General features: G+C 52.9%; 15 protein-coding genes and 1 other RNA gene. 9 read left to right on the top strand and 7 right to left on the bottom strand.

All coding sequences use genetic code 11. The annotated features are described in order from the left end of the window. Nucleotides 1-17: 17 nt before the first annotated feature. The 3 genes from ubiH to DMB82_RS02730 all read right to left on the bottom strand — a co-directional run bounded on the left by ubiH (nt 18) and on the right by DMB82_RS02730 (nt 3229). Entirely contained in the window at nt 18-1196 is a 1179-nt protein-coding gene (gene ubiH / locus DMB82_RS02740; protein ID WP_102117204.1) for a 2-octaprenyl-6-methoxyphenyl hydroxylase, read from the bottom strand. A gap of 45 nt (nt 1197-1241) precedes the next feature. Continuing rightward, on the bottom strand, nt 1242-2567 hold the full coding sequence (gene pepP, locus DMB82_RS02735; protein ID WP_102117203.1) for a Xaa-Pro aminopeptidase: 1326 nt from the start codon (nt 2565-2567) through the stop codon (nt 1242-1244). A 74-nt stretch (nt 2568-2641) separates the two neighbouring features. Then, a complete protein-coding gene (locus DMB82_RS02730; protein WP_102117202.1) occupies nt 2642-3229 on the bottom strand; it encodes a YecA/YgfB family protein in 588 nt (195 codons plus the stop codon). 186 nt (nt 3230-3415) lie between these two features. Here DMB82_RS02730 and zapA point away from each other — a divergent pair, with 186 nt between their 5' ends. The 3 genes from zapA (at nt 3416) to DMB82_RS02715 (ending at nt 4690) form a co-directional block, all read left to right on the top strand. After that, the gene (zapA, locus tag DMB82_RS02725; protein WP_010284667.1) at nt 3416-3745 is read left to right on the top strand and encodes a cell division protein ZapA; all 330 of its coding nucleotides are present in this window, start codon (nt 3416-3418) and stop codon (nt 3743-3745) included. A gap of 74 nt (nt 3746-3819) precedes the next feature. Continuing rightward, nucleotides 3820-4003: non-coding RNA, 6S RNA (gene ssrS, locus DMB82_RS02720), on the top strand. 39 nt (nt 4004-4042) lie between these two features. Then, nucleotides 4043-4690 (top strand): 5-formyltetrahydrofolate cyclo-ligase, encoded by a 648-nt coding sequence (locus DMB82_RS02715; RefSeq protein ID WP_116156610.1) that lies wholly within the window; start codon nt 4043-4045, stop codon nt 4688-4690. Here the strand turns inward: DMB82_RS02715 and nadR are convergent. The 3 genes from nadR to serB all read right to left on the bottom strand — a co-directional run bounded on the left by nadR (nt 4687) and on the right by serB (nt 8437). Next, on the bottom strand, nt 4687-5940 hold the full coding sequence (gene nadR, locus DMB82_RS02710) for a multifunctional transcriptional regulator/nicotinamide-nucleotide adenylyltransferase/ribosylnicotinamide kinase NadR (RefSeq protein WP_102117200.1): 1254 nt from the start codon (nt 5938-5940) through the stop codon (nt 4687-4689). The genes DMB82_RS02715 and nadR overlap by 4 nt on opposite strands. 119 nt (nt 5941-6059) lie before the next feature. Next, nucleotides 6060-7442, bottom strand: a complete 1383-nt coding sequence (gene radA, locus DMB82_RS02705) for a DNA repair protein RadA (protein WP_116164390.1) — start codon at nt 7440-7442, stop codon at nt 6060-6062. Between the two features lie 17 nt (nt 7443-7459). Then, nucleotides 7460-8437 carry a phosphoserine phosphatase gene (serB, locus tag DMB82_RS02700; protein ID WP_116164392.1) on the bottom strand — a complete coding sequence of 326 codons (978 nt, stop codon included), beginning with the start codon at nt 8435-8437 and terminating at the stop codon, nt 7460-7462. 156 nt (nt 8438-8593) lie between these two features. Here serB and DMB82_RS02695 point away from each other — a divergent pair, with 156 nt between their 5' ends. Next, nucleotides 8594-9292 carry a YtjB family periplasmic protein gene (locus DMB82_RS02695; RefSeq protein WP_102117197.1) on the top strand — a complete coding sequence of 233 codons (699 nt, stop codon included), beginning with the start codon at nt 8594-8596 and terminating at the stop codon, nt 9290-9292. Between the two features lie 54 nt (nt 9293-9346). Here DMB82_RS02695 and DMB82_RS02690 read toward each other — a convergent pair whose 3' ends face one another. Further along, a complete protein-coding gene (locus DMB82_RS02690; protein WP_102117196.1) occupies nt 9347-10183 on the bottom strand; it encodes a hypothetical protein in 837 nt (278 codons plus the stop codon). 291 nt (nt 10184-10474) lie between these two features. Here DMB82_RS02690 and prfC point away from each other — a divergent pair, with 291 nt between their 5' ends. From prfC to DMB82_RS02665, 5 genes are all read left to right on the top strand, one after another. After that, the gene (gene prfC / locus DMB82_RS02685) at nt 10475-12064 is read left to right on the top strand and encodes a peptide chain release factor 3 (protein WP_102117195.1); all 1590 of its coding nucleotides are present in this window, start codon (nt 10475-10477) and stop codon (nt 12062-12064) included. Between the two features lie 524 nt (nt 12065-12588). Continuing rightward, nucleotides 12589-13197 carry a molecular chaperone OsmY gene (gene osmY / locus DMB82_RS02680; protein WP_116164394.1) on the top strand — a complete coding sequence of 203 codons (609 nt, stop codon included), beginning with the start codon at nt 12589-12591 and terminating at the stop codon, nt 13195-13197. A gap of 154 nt (nt 13198-13351) precedes the next feature. Continuing rightward, entirely contained in the window at nt 13352-13513 is a 162-nt protein-coding gene (locus DMB82_RS02675; RefSeq protein ID WP_003019081.1) for a DUF1328 domain-containing protein, read from the top strand. Nucleotides 13514-13705: 192 nt separating this feature from the next. Beyond that, nucleotides 13706-13894, top strand: a complete 189-nt coding sequence (locus DMB82_RS02670; RefSeq protein WP_102117193.1) for a CsbD family protein — start codon at nt 13706-13708, stop codon at nt 13892-13894. A 114-nt stretch (nt 13895-14008) separates the two neighbouring features. Then, nucleotides 14009-14806, top strand: a complete 798-nt coding sequence (locus DMB82_RS02665; protein WP_102117192.1) for a TatD family hydrolase — start codon at nt 14009-14011, stop codon at nt 14804-14806. The last annotated feature ends 246 nt before the right edge of the window (nt 14807-15052 follow it).

Below are 15052 nucleotides of genomic sequence, written 5' to 3'. Positions count from 1 at the left end.
CCTGTTGGCGAGCTTAATTAACGTTCTACCCAGCCCAGCGTGCGACGAGCAAAGGCGTCGCGCATCAGCGGTAGGTTATTCATGGCGATCAGACCCAGATTGCGGCTGACGGCCAGCACGGCATAGCGGTTGGCGAATAGCCTGACCAGTCCATCGGTGATCGCCACCGTGGTGTGTTGATCGGGTGTGCGCCGCTGTTGATAGCGGTTGAGTACCGTGTACTGGCCGATATCTTGCTGATTTTTTGCTGCATCGACGAGGGTTTCCGCCAGCGACATGACATCGCGAATCCCCAAATTAAAGCCCTGTCCGGCAATCGGGTGCAACGTTTGCGCCGCATTACCCACCAGCGCAAGCCGATGGCTAATATGCTGGCTGGCCGTGAGTAAGCGCAGCGGATAGCTGTGGCGTTCGCCGATGTGGGTGAACTGGCCCAGACGCCAGCCAAAAGCCTGCTGTAGTTGCTGGCGAAAGTCGGCTTCGCTCCATCCATCGACCTCATGTTGACGGTATTTATCATGGCACCAGACGAGCGAACAGCGCCCGTTGCTCATCGGCAAGAGTGCCAACGGGCCGTGCGGGGTAAATCGCTCGAACGCGCGGCCGCGATGGGGTTCGGCAGTCGTCACATTGGCGATGGTCGCAATCTGATCATAATCGTGCTGCTGCCATTGAATCCCGCAAGACTGTGACAGCATGGAGCGCGAACCGTCGGCAGCGACCAGCAGTTGACCCGTTAGTTCGGTGCCGTCGTCCAGCGTTAGCGTCGCATTATCCTGCGTCCGCGTGACGGCAACCACTTTGGCCGGGCAGTATAGACGCACGCCCGGTGCCCGTTGCAGCAGGGAAAACAGGCGTTGTCCGACGTCGTGCAGTTCAACCACATGGCCTAATGCCTGAACGTGATAGTCCGAGGCTTGCAGATTCACTACGCTGGCGTGCCCGCGTTCGCTGACGTGAATGTCGGTTATCGCCGTTGCATTACCCGAGAGCGCTTGCCAGATACCCAGCGCCGCTAGCTGCTGACGTGTGCCATCAGACAGCGCGAGGGCACGTGCGTCAAAACCCGGATGTTCCTTGTCGAGTGGCGAGTGCGCCTCGATAAGATCGACCGGGACTGTGCCCTGCGAAAGCCGCGAGATCGCCAGCGCCAGCGTTGCGCCCGCCATCCCGCCACCGACAATCATGACCGCCATGCTGTTGTCCTTTGCAATGATGTCATTGCCCTTTGAAAGCGCTGCTTAGTTTTGCTTATCATGCCATTGCGCCATGAGCGCTTCGATGGCATCCGCGTCTTTGATTACGCCCGCAGTCAGGTTTTCGTTGCCGTTTTCAGTGATCACAATGTTATCTTCGATACGTACGCCGATTCCCCGGTACTGCTGCGGCACTTTGGCATTGGGCGCGATGTAAAGACCCGGCTCGATGGTCAGTACCATACCCGGTTCAAGCGGGCGGCCCCGATCGGTGGTACCGTAATGGCCTACATCGTGCACGTCCAGACCCAGCCAGTGGCTGAGGCCGTGCATGAAGAACTGGCGATGTGCCTGCTCGGCAATCAGCTCTTCCACTTCACCTTTCAACACGCCGAGCTTGATAAGCCCGCTGACCATGATGCGCACGACTTCTTCGTTCACTTCACGGATGCTGCGACCCGGACCAAACAGTTCCAGCGCCCGTAGCTGTGAGCGCAGCACGATGTCGTAAATGGCACGCTGTGGTGCGGTAAATTTACCGTTGACGGGGAAGGTGCGGGTAATGTCGCCAGCATAGCTTTTGTATTCACAGCCGGCATCAATCAGCACCAGATCGCCGTCGCGCATTTGCGTTTCATTTTCGGTGTAATGCAGGATGCAGGCATTCTCACCGCTGCCGACGATGGTGTTGTAAGAAGGATAGCGCGCGCCGTGACGGGTAAATTCGTGGTGAATTTCACCTTCAAGCTGATATTCATACATGCCGGGGCGGCATTTCTGCATGGCGCGCGTGTGGGCCAGTGCGGTAATTTCACAGGCGCGGCGCATCACGCTAATTTCTGCAGGCGATTTGAACAGGCGCATCTCATGCACCCACGGGCGCCAGTCGGTCAGTGTAGCAGGGGCAGCAAAACCTTGACGCGTACCATTGCGCAAGGTATCCAGCGCGGCGAAGACCAGCTTGTCGGCATAGTCGTACTGCCCTTGCGCGTGGTACACCACGTCCAGCCCATTCAATAAGAGATGCAACTGTGCGCCGATTTCGCCAAACGGCAGCGCGCGGTCAACGCCGAGTTTGGCTGGCGCGGCTTCCTGACCGAGGCGACGACCAAACCAAATTTCGGCTGTCAGATCGCGTACGCGGTTGAAGATCACGCTGTGATGATGTTTGGCATCGCTTTTTACCAGTAGCAGCACCGCTTCGGGTTCGTTGAAGCCGGTGAAATACCAGAAATCGCTATTTTGACGATAAGGATAGTCACTGTCGGCATTGCGCTGCGCTTCCGGCGCGGCAAAAATAATCGCCGCGCTGCCCGGTGCCATTTTTTCCAACAGCCCCTGACGACGACGAAGAAATTCTTGTGGATTCATCACCTGCTCCTGAAAATAGTCCGTGCGGTTGCCTTTCTCTTCCGCTCTGAATGAGGCATGCCTTTCTACGTTATTTAGTGCAGCGTTGGTTTTTGCTGTTCGGGCGCAGTCACAACGCGTTGGCTGGTAAATTCGGTATGACACAAAATGGCAGAAACGCGAACATACTCAATCACTTCTTCCAGTGATTGCTCTAGTTCTTCCTGGTCTTCATCTTCGTCGTAGCCCAGCTGTGCGATGTTGCGTAAATCTTCGATGGCTTCTTTCAGCTCGCCTTTGGCTTTGTTCAACTGTGGCTGAGCCACGCCCAGCCCGAGCAGGAAGTGGTTGACCCAGCCTGCCAGCGCGTCGGCGCGATCGAAAACGCTCACGTCATCCAGCGAGTCGTCCGGCAGGAAAAGCTGGAACAGAAAACCATCATCTTCCAGCGCTTCACGCGTGGCCTGATACAGCTCCTGAAGCGGCTGCGACAGCGTTTGGGTAAACGCCATGCCTTCGTTAGTCAGTTCAAAAACCAGCGTTCTCCAACTGTCGTCATGGTTTCCACCACACAGCATCCCGCTGATCAAACCGTGCATTTCTGCTGCGGTCAGCGCGACCTGCTGTTGGTGAAGCAGTTGGTCAAGGCCTTCATAGGCAGGAAACGTATTCTCTATAGACATGCGGATTCGTCATCGTTGGCTGGATGGGTTCGTGCTATGCTACCACCAAGCTCCCTTTCGATTCCAGAAAGGGCTTGTATCTTAGATCTCAGCTATATATAGTTGCGCCCGCTTTAACAAGCCCGATGTAACAGGTCATGCTATGCGGGACGCGGGCGCAAGAACGACAAAAGGCAGGAAGGTGGTATGTCTGCACAACCAGTAGATATTCAAATTTTTGGCCGTTCGTTAAGAGTGAATTGCCCGCCAGAACAACAAGATGCGTTGAATCAGGCGGCGGAAGATCTTAACCAGCGGTTGCAAGATCTTAAAGTTCGCACTAGAGTCACAAACACTGAGCAACTGGTGTTTATTGCCGCACTGAACGTGTGCCATGAGCTGGCGCAGGAGCGGGGTAAGACGCGTGATTATGCGTCGAATATGGAACAGCGTATTCGTATGTTGCAGCAAACCATCGAACAGGCGTTGCTGGAGCAAGGCAAAATCACCGAACGTCAGGGTGCACAATTTGAATAACGTCGTATTTTGACAAAAGTACGGTGTTTTTACGCGATAAGACGTGCTAAGGTTTATCGCAAGTAACGAATAAAATTTCTCTGAGATGTTCGTCAGCGGGCCAGTCCCCTGAGCCGATATTTCATACCAACAGAATGTAATGCTCTGCGGTTGGTGAGCACGCTCGGTTCGTCCGAGAAGCCTTAAGACTGCGACGTTATGTTCACCTTGAACCAAGGGTTCAAGGGTTACAGCCTGCGGCGGCATCTCGGAGATTCCCTTTCTTTTATCATTTTTGACCCGTGGCGAATGCAGCCCATGTCATCTTCTGATTCATCTTCATCGGCACTTCCCGATACCTCACTCTCTTCTACGGCAGCATCGCGTCAGCAGATTCGTCAGGCGGTGCGTCAGCAGCGTCGTTTACTGACGCCAGAGCAGCAGTCACGCTTTGCGCAGCAGGCGAGTGAACGCGTCATAGCACACCCGAAAATCATACAGGCAGAGAGTGTCGCGGTATTTCTGTCATTTGATGGCGAGCTGGATACGTCTGCGTTGATTCAACAGCTGTGGCAGCAGGAGAAACGCGTTTACTTGCCGGTTCTGCATCCGTTTCGTACCGGGTATCTGCTGTTCCTGCGCTATGCACCGGACACCGAACTGGTGCGCAATCGTTTGAAGATTATGGAGCCGCGTCTGGACGTGCGTCAGGTGCTGCCGTTACCGCAATTGGACATCCTGCTGACGCCGCTGGTGGCGTTTGATCATCAGGGACAGCGGTTGGGTATGGGGGGCGGGTTTTACGACCGTACGTTGCAGTATCGCAACTCGATGTCGCGTGGGCCTTATCCGATCGGTCTGGCCCACGATTGTCAGCAGGTTGACGCACTGCCAGTGGAAAGCTGGGACATTCCGCTGCCGGAAATTATTACCCCCTCCCGCCATTGGCAGTGGACCACACGCTAGCTTTTGATCGGTCCGGGCACCCGATCGTGACCCAACATTTGTTGTACCAATTCCACACAGTGCAGGAAGCGCGAATCGTAGTCCGACTCTTTGATGTAAACGTATGGGATATTATTGTTAGCCAGCATCGTTTTCAGCAGGTCCTGGAACTCCGAACGGGCGGTGGTGCTGCCTAAGCTACGCAACCCATCGGCGACCCACGGCGTGTTGTTTTCCAGCAAAATCACCAGATCGAAGCGGTATTCATCGATTAGTGCCTGAACGAACGGGTGCTCACGACCCTCGTATTTCTTGCAGAACGCCTGAGTGGTGACGAAATCAGTGTCGATAAAGGCCACTTTATTGGCATATTTCACTGCAAAATCAATGTACTGTGCCTGACCCAGCGCAATTTTGTCGTAGTCGGAATACTGCAACGCCATCTCGTCGCCGCCCAGATGGGAGAACACGTAATCGCGACCATATTCCCAGGCGCTAGTGGTGTTGAAGATATTCGCCAGCTTGTTCACCAGCGTGGACTTACCGCTGGATTCGCCGCCAAGAATGGCAACGGTACGCACAAAGAACGGCTTTACCTCGGTCGGGATATAGTCCCAGTAACGGAAGGGATCGTGGCGAATCTGCGAACCGCTGATGTTCATAAAAGAGCGCTGTGGGTCGATCAGGACGGCCTCAATGCCTAGGTGCTCGCGGTATTGTGCGGCATCCTGCTCTTCGCTGGTATAGACGAAATTTGGCGTGATGCTTTTTTCCTGCATAAACGCCTGAATCCCTTTGCTCCACACATCCCAGCCGTGCGGGTAAGGCTCCATTCCTTGCTCATTGAAGGCGTGAATATGAATATTTTTCTGATACTTAAAGGTCTGTAGCAGCCAGCGCAGGCGGTCGCTGACGGTAGGCTGCTGTGACATCGAGCTGTTCTCAAACAGCAGGCGGTCGCGCGGTTCGTCGTAACCTAAAATCACATGCAGTTCATCGACCTGGCTACAGGCACGCTGAATCAGATAAATGTGGCCGGTGTGTAGCGGATAGAACTTACCGAAGACGACACCAACACTCTTTTCGTAGCGCGGGAATTCCAGTTCAAGAAAGCGATGCAGCGCTTCCAGTTTCTGGGCGCTGGGGCTTTTGATTTTGGCATTAAGTAATTGACTGAGATAGCCTTTGGTCATATCGGTTGCGTCGGCAACCTGCTGTAGGGTGCAACCCTTCTGCCGGATGGCGGATTTCAGGTAATCAAATGATGACATGGTGCAGCACTCTTGTTTAGCTTACTAAACAAAATACCACAGAACAGGGCAACATCCGCTACGCTTTCATCCCTTGTTTAGCTCAGAATGGAGGGGGCGGATGGCCTTCTGTGGTCCGTTTAGAGATCGTCGAGGATCGCCAGCGCATCGGCCAGCTTTTTCACGCCGAACACCTGCATGCTGGCAGGGACTTTCTTCGGCATATTGGCATGAGGAACGATGGCACGTTTGAAACCGTGCTTGGCGGCTTCGGTAATCCGCTCTTGTCCGCTGGGAACCGGGCGGATTTCGCCCGCCAGACCGACTTCACCGAAGATGACCAGATCGTGCGGCAGCGGGCGGTCGCGGAAGCTGGAGACCAGCGATAGCAGCAGCGCTAGGTCGGCACTGGTTTCGGTGACTTTAACGCCGCCGACGACATTCACGAACACATCCTGATCCGACATCTGCAAGCCGCCGTGGCGATGCAGCACCGCCAGCAGGATGGCTAATCGGTTTTGCTCCAGCCCGACCGCAACGCGACGCGGGTTGGCCATCATCGATTGATCTACCAGCGCTTGAATTTCGACCAGCAGCGGACGTGTGCCTTCCCACACCACCATGACCGAACTGCCGGACGTGATTTCGTCTCCGCGGCTGAGGAAAATCGCCGACGGATTGCTGATCTCACGTAGACCTTGTTCCGTCATCGCGAACACGCCCAGTTCATTAACGGCACCGAAACGGTTTTTATGGCTGCGCAGGGTGCGGAAGCGAGAATCGGCATCGCCATCCAGCAGCACGGAGCAGTCGATGCAGTGTTCCAATACTTTTGGCCCGGCGAGCGAACCGTCTTTGGTGACGTGGCCGACCATCACGATAGCAACGCCGCGCGTTTTGGCGAAGCGCGTTAGGTAGGCGGCGGTTTCACGCACCTGCGCCACGCTGCCGGGAGACGATTGAATATCGGCGAGATGCATGACCTGAATGGAGTCGATCACCATCAGCTTCGGCTGTTCCTGCTCGGCAATCAGGCAAATCTGTTCGATGCTGGTTTCCGACAGCATGTTGAGGTTCTGCGTCGGCAGATTGAGTCTGTGCGCCCGCATTGCCACCTGCTGCAACGATTCTTCGCCGGTGACATACAGGGTTTTCATGTTTTCTGACAGTTTGCAGAGCGTTTGCAACAGCAGGGTACTTTTACCCGCGCCGGGGCTACCGCCGATCAGAATGGCGCTGCCGGGAACGACGCCGCCGCCCAGAACGCGGTCAAACTCCTGAAAGCCGGTAGAAAAGCGCGGCAGGGCTTCAAGACTGATTTCCGAGAGCTTCTGTACCCGGCTGACGCCAGCGCTTTCGCCTGCATAGCCAGTGAGACGGTCAGAACGTGACACAGACGCCGAGGCCAGGCGGACTTCGGTAATGGTATTCCAGGCATGGCAGGCGCTGCATTGCCCTTGCCAGCGCGGGTAGTCAGCCCCGCATTCATTACATACAAACGCCCGTTTGACGGCTTTTGCCACGTATCACCTCCCACTGATTAACGCTTTTCGTGTCTCATGCTGCCGCTGAGGATGCATAGTACACCAGTCAGGTCGGCATGACGGATAGTCACCGCAGATTGCTCATTGACCTTCGGTTTGGCGTGATAGGCAATGCCTAAGCTGGCTACCTTGATCATCGGCAGATCGTTTGCGCCGTCGCCAATCGCAACGGTCTGATGCATGGGAATTTCCAGCTTTTCCGCCAGCTGTTGCAGCGTGGTCGCTTTATATTTTGCATCGACAATCGTGCCGATGACGTCGCCCGTCAGCTTGCCGTCTTGCATGCCTAATTCGTTGGCTACGGCGGCGACCAGACCTAACTCATCACGTAGATAATCAGCAAAGTAGGTAAACCCGCCCGATGCAATCGCGACGTGCCAGCCTGCTTCCTGAAGCTGGCTAACCATATTACGCAGGCCCGGCATCAGCGGCAGCGTTTTACGCACCGTCTGTAAAATATTGGCGTCGGCACCTTTTAATGTCCCTACGCGCTGGCGCAAACTGTCAGCGAAATCCAGCTCGCCACGCATCGCGCGTTCGGTAACTTCAGCGACCAGTTCGCCTGTACCCGCCAGTTTGGCGATTTCATCAATACATTCGATCTGAATCGCGGTGGAATCCATGTCCATCACCAGTAAACCCGGCGAACGCAGCGTTGGCGCGTTACGCATTGCCGCGACATCGATGCCCAGTTCGTGGGCCAGTTTGGTTGCGCGTGGCGTCAGCGTGCCTGCTAAACGCACGACCTGATAATCGCCCACGTTCCAGGCGCTCACAATCACCATCGCGCACCCCAACTTACGCTGGTAGCGGGAAATCAGGTTCTTATCGAGGACATCGCTGTAAATCAGCCAGCCAGTGTCGCCAGCGCGGTAGTCAAGCGGCATCACTTCGTCACCGCTCAGTGATAATGGCAGTCCCGGCCAACAGTTGATCTCATCAGGGAGGTCACGATAGGTCAGACTATTCGACATGGGGTAAATCCTCTGCTGGCAGTAGGGCGATAAAGTCGTGCGATAAAGAGGGATGCGGCGTCGACCGAACATATCCCTCCAAAAACTGGGCAACAAGCTATCCTATCGTCGGCGCTTCTGGCAACATGAAAGTATCCAAATCATGTAAGGATTATCATGGTTCGCGCCCGAGTGAAATTTCGGCTACACCGCACGGCAATTGTGCTGATTTGCCTCGCTCTGCTAGTGGTATTAATGCAAGGTGCGTCTTATTTCAGTTTGAGTCACCAGATGGCACGATCTGAACAGGTTGAAGATCTGGCGCGTACGCTCTCCAGACAGGTGGCTTACAGCCTTTCGCCGCTAATGGGCAGCGTGGACGATAATAGTCAAAAGATTAATACCATCCTCACACAGCTTACCGATCACAGCCGCATTCTGGATGCCGGCGTGTATCAGCAAGATGGCTCGCTGGTGGCGCATATCGGTGAGCAAGTGCAACTGAGAGACCGGCTGGCGCTGGATGGCAATCGGGTCGGTAGCTACTTTAACCATCAACTGGTGCAGCCGATTGAGGGAAAAGAAGGGCCGATCGGTTTCCTGCGGATTACCTTAGATACGCATGTACTGGCGACCGAAGCCAGACAGGTCGATAACACCACCAATATTTTGCGTCTGATGATTTTGCTTTCACTGGCTATTGGCATCATCCTGACCCGCACGCTCTTACAGAATCGTCGAACTCGCTGGCAACAGTCGCCTTATCTTCTCACGGCCAGTACACCAGTGAAAGAAGAAGAGGATGAGGTAGAACGTGAAACGCTGCCGGACAGCGGCGCGGGTGTGAAAAAAAATGGGGAAGAGAAAAGCCGCTGACACGCGGACGGACACCCCGTACAAACGGTCTGTTTGTACGGAGAGCGCAGCGGGTTATTTCAACGCCAGTTGAAACTCCAGCCAATGACTATTGAATTGATTGAGTATCGAGGTGTATTCGCTTTTGGTGTAGCGATCGGGGGAAGTAACGGAAATATAGTGACGAAAACGGCTAAACAAGGTGTCGCTGTCGCTTGATGCGGCCAGAGAAAAGATTTGCTGGCGCTGAACCTGTGTGGCTGACGTGCCTTCCGCGTTTTTCTGTAGTTCCAGAAACGTGGAGCTTGCCTCATCGGTGTCTCCTGCATCGACGCTGCGCTGATACTCATCTTGCAGAATGTTTTTTTCTACATTACTCAGTGCATCAGACTGGTACTGGATGAAATCCTGAATATCCTTATCGGCTTGCTGGTGCGCGCGGCTATCCACATAGCGGTTTTTCAGTTCTTCCAACTTTGCGGCTTTTATTGTGATTTCCATGCTATCGGTGGTGTAGTTCCATAATGTCACGCCGGACGGTCTCGATAGCGCCTGGTTAATCAAGCTGACAAAGCCTTCTTTGCTGATATCGCTCCCTGCCTTGAGATTATTTGACCAACCTTCGAGTGCCATTTTATTGGTCTCGACATCATTAACAGATAGTTTGATATTCACGCTAGGGTGTGGGGGAGTGCCCCCGTTTTTTTTCAAACGCGCGATCGCTTCCGTAGTGATGTTTATATTGTTGGGGAAGGTGAGCGTCGTTTTCCCAGTAATCGGATCGATAATGTGTGTGATGTCGCTGCTGGCCGCGGTGGGCTCTGCTGTCGTGGATCGTGTCGTGTTCGATGATGTCGCGGTGCTTTGGGCCTGAGAATTGCCATAACCCGTATTATTTACAGACAAGCTCATACTCTCTCCTTAAGTGCGATCAAATGGTTAAATATTGACCCAAACATTATCGGCAAAGATAAATGATAACTTTATAAATGATTTATGGCGTAATTGTTGATAACGATATCAGAACGGTGACGGCGGGCATGATATCTCCGCGCTGTTTATGCCATCACCGATTGTGTCTGCACGTTAAATCAGGGAAAATGCTCGGCTACCGTTTATTTCCGCTTTGCCTGACGATCTGACATCGGTGTGTTGTTGACTTGATGCTGACGCCGGGTGGCTAACAAAAGAAACCTGAAAATCATGTCTCCAAGTGAATACGCCCGCGAAGTCTCCAAAAGAAGAACGTTCGCTATCATTTCTCACCCCGATGCCGGTAAAACCACGATTACTGAAAAGGTCCTGCTGTTCGGACAGGCGATCCAGACTGCCGGTACGGTAAAAGGGCGTGGTTCCAACCAGCATGCGAAATCCGACTGGATGGAGATGGAAAAACAGCGTGGTATCTCCATCACCACGTCTGTGATGCAGTTTCCCTACCGCGAATGTCTGGTTAACCTGCTGGATACCCCAGGGCACGAAGACTTCTCCGAAGATACCTATCGTACGCTGACGGCGGTGGACTGCTGCCTGATGGTGATCGACGCCGCGAAAGGGGTCGAAGATCGTACGCGTAAGCTGATGGAAGTCACTCGGCTGCGCGACACGCCGATTCTGACGTTCATGAACAAACTTGACCGTGACATCCGCGATCCGATGGAAGTGCTGGATGAAGTCGAGAGCGAGCTTAAGATTGCCTGTGCGCCAATTACCTGGCCGATTGGCTGCGGCAAACTGTTCAAAGGCGTGTATCACCTCTATAAAGATGAAACCTATCTGTATCAGACCGGTAAAGGCCATACGATTCAGGAAGTACGCATCGTTAAAGGGCTGAATAACCCAGAACTGGATTCTGCCGTTGGCGAAGAGCTGGCTGCACAGCTGCGTGAAGAGCTGGAACTGGTGCAAGGGGCATCGCACGAATTTGAGTTGGGCGCATTTCTGGCCGGTGAGCTGACGCCGGTCTTCTTTGGTACGGCACTGGGTAACTTTGGTGTCGATCACATGCTGGATGGGTTGGTCGCTTGGGCTCCTGCACCGATGCCGCGTAAAACGGATACCCGTGAAGTAACGGCGGCGGAAGAGAAATTCACCGGTTTTGTCTTCAAGATTCAGGCCAATATGGACCCGAAACACCGTGACCGCGTGGCGTTTATGCGTGTGGTGTCCGGGAGATATGAAAAAAGCATGAAGCTGCGTCAGGTGCGTACGGGCAAAGACGTGGTGATATCAGACGCGCTGACCTTTATGGCGGGTGACCGTTCCCATATTGAAGAAGCCTACCCGGGCGATATCATCGGGTTACACAACCACGGTACTATCCAGATTGGCGATACGTTTACCCAGGGTGAAGACATGAAATTCACCGGTATCCCCAACTTTGCGCCGGAACTGTTCCGTCGTATCCGCCTGCGCGACCCGCTCAAGCAGAAACAGCTGCTGAAAGGGCTGGTACAGCTGTCTGAGGAAGGTGCGGTGCAGGTCTTCCGTCCATTGACCAACAACGATCTTATCGTGGGTGCGGTCGGTGTGCTGCAGTTTGATGTGGTTGTTGCCCGTCTGAAAACGGAATACAACGTTGAGGCGATTTACGAGTCGGTGAACGTTTCTACCGCGCGCTGGGTTGAGTGTAGTGATGTGAAGAAATTCGAAGAGTTTAAGCGTAAGAACGAGCAGCATCTGGCGCTGGATGGCGGTGATAATCTGGCCTATGTGGCACCGACGATGGTGAACCTGAATCTGACGCGGGAACGCTATCCAGAAGTGACGTTCCACCAAACGCGCGAGCATTAATTTTTTTATTTTTATAATGACATGGATTGGTGGTTCTACGGTTTCATGAAAATCATCGAGGCTGCGGCGTTTAAATAGTGACCATGTTATTAAAATAATCATCACCCGGTTATGCTTGGCTTTAGGCTAAAAATGCCGGGTGTTTTTATTTTTAAATGTATTGAAAACAATATATTAGTCTGATTTTTTCCCTGCTGTGATTTCTCGCCTCGGTGTAACAGACAAATCTGAATTACTGTGCATATCCCCTTGTTCCCCTGTGATTTTCCATTCTGTAGGCTATAGTTAACGGCGTGTTAACTGTTTTAGCTTGTTCAACTGTTAGTACACTTTAAGTTGGTTCATTATTTTGATTTGTTTCGACTTTGCAATTCAATGCACTGATTTTTTTATTTAAGAAGAGAGAATCATCGGAGTATTGATAATGTCATTATCACCTTGATTTGCTGATGACTATGCGGGCGTTAACGTGGCCCAAAGTAGGCTATTTCGGGTTTATAGAAAACATAAGAAGGAAGAGATCGATGAAAAAGACCAAACTGACACAATCGCTGATCGTCGTTGCTCTGGGTTCAATTCTGGCTGGCGGTGCCATGGCGGAAGAAACATTAGGGCAGAAGGTAGAACGTATCGCGGACACCACTGGTACAAAAATCGATAACTCCGCCAATAAAGCCTCTGGCTACGTCAGTGACAGCGCGATCACAGCCAAGGTGAAGAGTGCGTTGTTGGAAGACAAATCGATTACCAGCAGCGACATTTCCGTTGAAACATCAAATGGCGTCGTCACGCTGAGCGGCTTTGTCGGTAGTCAGGAACGGAGTTCCCGTGCGGTGCAAATCGCTACGCAGGTTGAGGGTGTCCAGTCCGTTAGCGACAAATTGCAGGTGAAAGATGTCCAATCACAATCGGTTGGCGCTTATGCCGATGATGCGGTGATTACCAGCACGATTAAAGCCAAACTGCTGGCAGATGACATTGTTCCGTCCCGTAAAGTGAAAGTCGAAACGCAGGCTGGCGTCGTGCAACTGAGCGGCGGAGTGGATAACAAAGCGCAGTCCGACCGTGCTGAAAGTATTGCGAAGGCCGTCGACGGTGTGAAAAGCGTCAAGAACGACCTGACAGTGAAATAATCATCGCTATACCGTACAGGGTTATCCGTAATGGCGGATAACCCTACCTAATCCGCATAACAAACACCCTCTGTGGATACGCAGTCAGGACGCAAGACGCGCGTCAGGATGACCACCATGATTATTTTTCATTTTTGTCTGGTAAGGAGAGCGTATGTTTCGTTGGGGCATTATATTTTTAGTTATCGCACTGATTGCGGCAGCACTGGGTTTCGGCGGTTTGGCCGGTACAGCAGCGGGTGCGGCGAAAATCGTCTTTGTGGTCGGTATTATTCTGTTTCTGGTTAGCTTGTTCACGGGTCGGAAACGGCCATAGCGCCACACATTCCTTCATTCTTTCTCCATAGAAAGAAATGTCATACAGAGCACACAGCCGCGCCACGCGGCTGTCATATTTTACCGGCACACTATTTTTATCGGCACACTATCTTTCTTTTACTGATACAAATCTTTTACTAATACGACCCGCGTATTTGCTGCATTTCGACAGTTTATCAGGAGGGTGATGATGAATAGCGATATCGTTGTTGGTAAATGGAAACAGTGGAAAGGGAATTTCCTGGCGCTGTGTGCCGATTGGTTTGACAGCGACTGTGCCTGGCTGGAAGGGAGTAACGATTACCTGTCCGGCGTATTGCAAGAGGGTTACGGAAAAGCGCACGAAGAGGTATCCTCAGAGAAAACCACGCTACACTGAGGCTTCATCGCAACGACAAGTCCGATTCTGCCATGAGGCTTTGGCAGGATATTACTTGGGTGTAGATTAGGTCGCCTCATCTTGACGGGCCTCATCTTGACGGAGAGAAGCAACGTGCTTTCTGAACGACACCGCTTTATCGATACCCACTGCCATTTCGATTTCCCCTTATTCTATGATGATGCACCGGAAAGCTTACGTCTGGCGCAAGACGCTGGGGTTGAGCACATCATTATTCCTGCTGTGGCTTCTCAGCATTTTGAGCGCGTGTTGACGCTTGCTCGCACCTACTCTCCACTTTATGCCGCTCTGGGCCTTCACCCGCTTTATATCGCTGAACATCAAGAAAGTGACCTGCTCCGTCTGGAAGAAGCGCTGCGCCAGTGGCCTGTGACGCTGGTGGCAGTAGGGGAGATTGGGCTAGATCTCTACATGCCGGAACCGCAGTTTGAGCGGCAGCTTACCTTCCTTGAGGCTCAGCTTCGGCTGGCGAAAAAATACGATCTCCCGACGATCCTGCACTCGCGACGCAGTCACGATAGACTGGCGCAATGGCTCCGCCGTATCGACGTGCCGCGTACTGGCGTCGTTCATGGGTTTGCAGGCAGCCTGGCGCAGGCGCAGGCCTTTATCCGGCTGGGCTATTACATCGGCGTGGGGGGAACCATTACCTATGACAGAGCGAACAAAACGCGTCAGGCGATCGCGCGGCTACCGTTAGATAGGCTGCTACTGGAAACTGACGCGCCCGATATGCCGATGAGTGGCTATCAGGGACAGCCCAACCGACCTGAGCGTATTTCGTGCGCGTTTCAAACGCTGTGTGAGCTACGTGCAGAACCACCTGAAGAGATTGCTGAGGCGCTGTGGCAGAATTCGTTCAGGCTATTTGGAAGGCTCACTCCGACATAACAACGTTACCGTTATGCTGAAACTCTTCCCCTAAAGCGGGAGCCTGTTTGCTTTCGCTTTTCTCTTATTTCTGTGCAACAGCAGACAGAACAGTCATTCCGATTTCATATATCATCCATTAAATTGTGATTCAGATCACTTTTCAGTGTTTTGGACTGTTCGATGTTGTGTGTATTTGTGACATAAATTAGCGACCTTTTCGGGCCACTCTTTATAATCGGCTCGCCAGGGCGTACTTACCGTTCT

It is taken from the genome of Pectobacterium aquaticum (assembly GCF_003382565.3).
Taxonomy (GTDB): Bacteria; Pseudomonadota; Gammaproteobacteria; order Enterobacterales; family Enterobacteriaceae; genus Pectobacterium; species Pectobacterium aquaticum.
This window is presented reverse-complemented; position numbering and strand designations above follow the sequence as displayed.

What these genes read in the sequence shown, in the direction of transcription:
- ubiH (WP_102117204.1), bottom strand. Translation starts at nt 1,196, where the DNA reads ATGGCGGTCATGATTGTCGGTGGCGGGATGGCGGGCGCAACGCTGGCG.
- pepP (WP_102117203.1), bottom strand. Translation starts at nt 2,567, where the DNA reads ATGAATCCACAAGAATTTCTTCGTCGTCGTCAGGGGCTGTTGGAAAAA.
- DMB82_RS02730 (WP_102117202.1), bottom strand. Translation starts at nt 3,229, where the DNA reads ATGTCTATAGAGAATACGTTTCCTGCCTATGAAGGCCTTGACCAACTG.
- zapA (WP_010284667.1), top strand. Translation starts at nt 3,416, where the DNA reads ATGTCTGCACAACCAGTAGATATTCAAATTTTTGGCCGTTCGTTAAGA.
- DMB82_RS02715 (WP_116156610.1), top strand. Translation starts at nt 4,043, where the DNA reads ATGTCATCTTCTGATTCATCTTCATCGGCACTTCCCGATACCTCACTC.
- nadR (WP_102117200.1), bottom strand. Translation starts at nt 5,940, where the DNA reads ATGTCATCATTTGATTACCTGAAATCCGCCATCCGGCAGAAGGGTTGC.
- serB (WP_116164392.1), bottom strand. Translation starts at nt 8,437, where the DNA reads ATGTCGAATAGTCTGACCTATCGTGACCTCCCTGATGAGATCAACTGT.
- DMB82_RS02695 (WP_102117197.1), top strand. Translation starts at nt 8,594, where the DNA reads ATGGTTCGCGCCCGAGTGAAATTTCGGCTACACCGCACGGCAATTGTG.
- DMB82_RS02690 (WP_102117196.1), bottom strand. Translation starts at nt 10,183, where the DNA reads ATGAGCTTGTCTGTAAATAATACGGGTTATGGCAATTCTCAGGCCCAA.
- prfC (WP_102117195.1), top strand. Translation starts at nt 10,475, where the DNA reads ATGTCTCCAAGTGAATACGCCCGCGAAGTCTCCAAAAGAAGAACGTTC.
- osmY (WP_116164394.1), top strand. Translation starts at nt 12,589, where the DNA reads ATGAAAAAGACCAAACTGACACAATCGCTGATCGTCGTTGCTCTGGGT.
- DMB82_RS02675 (WP_003019081.1), top strand. Translation starts at nt 13,352, where the DNA reads ATGTTTCGTTGGGGCATTATATTTTTAGTTATCGCACTGATTGCGGCA.
- DMB82_RS02670 (WP_102117193.1), top strand. Translation starts at nt 13,706, where the DNA reads ATGAATAGCGATATCGTTGTTGGTAAATGGAAACAGTGGAAAGGGAAT.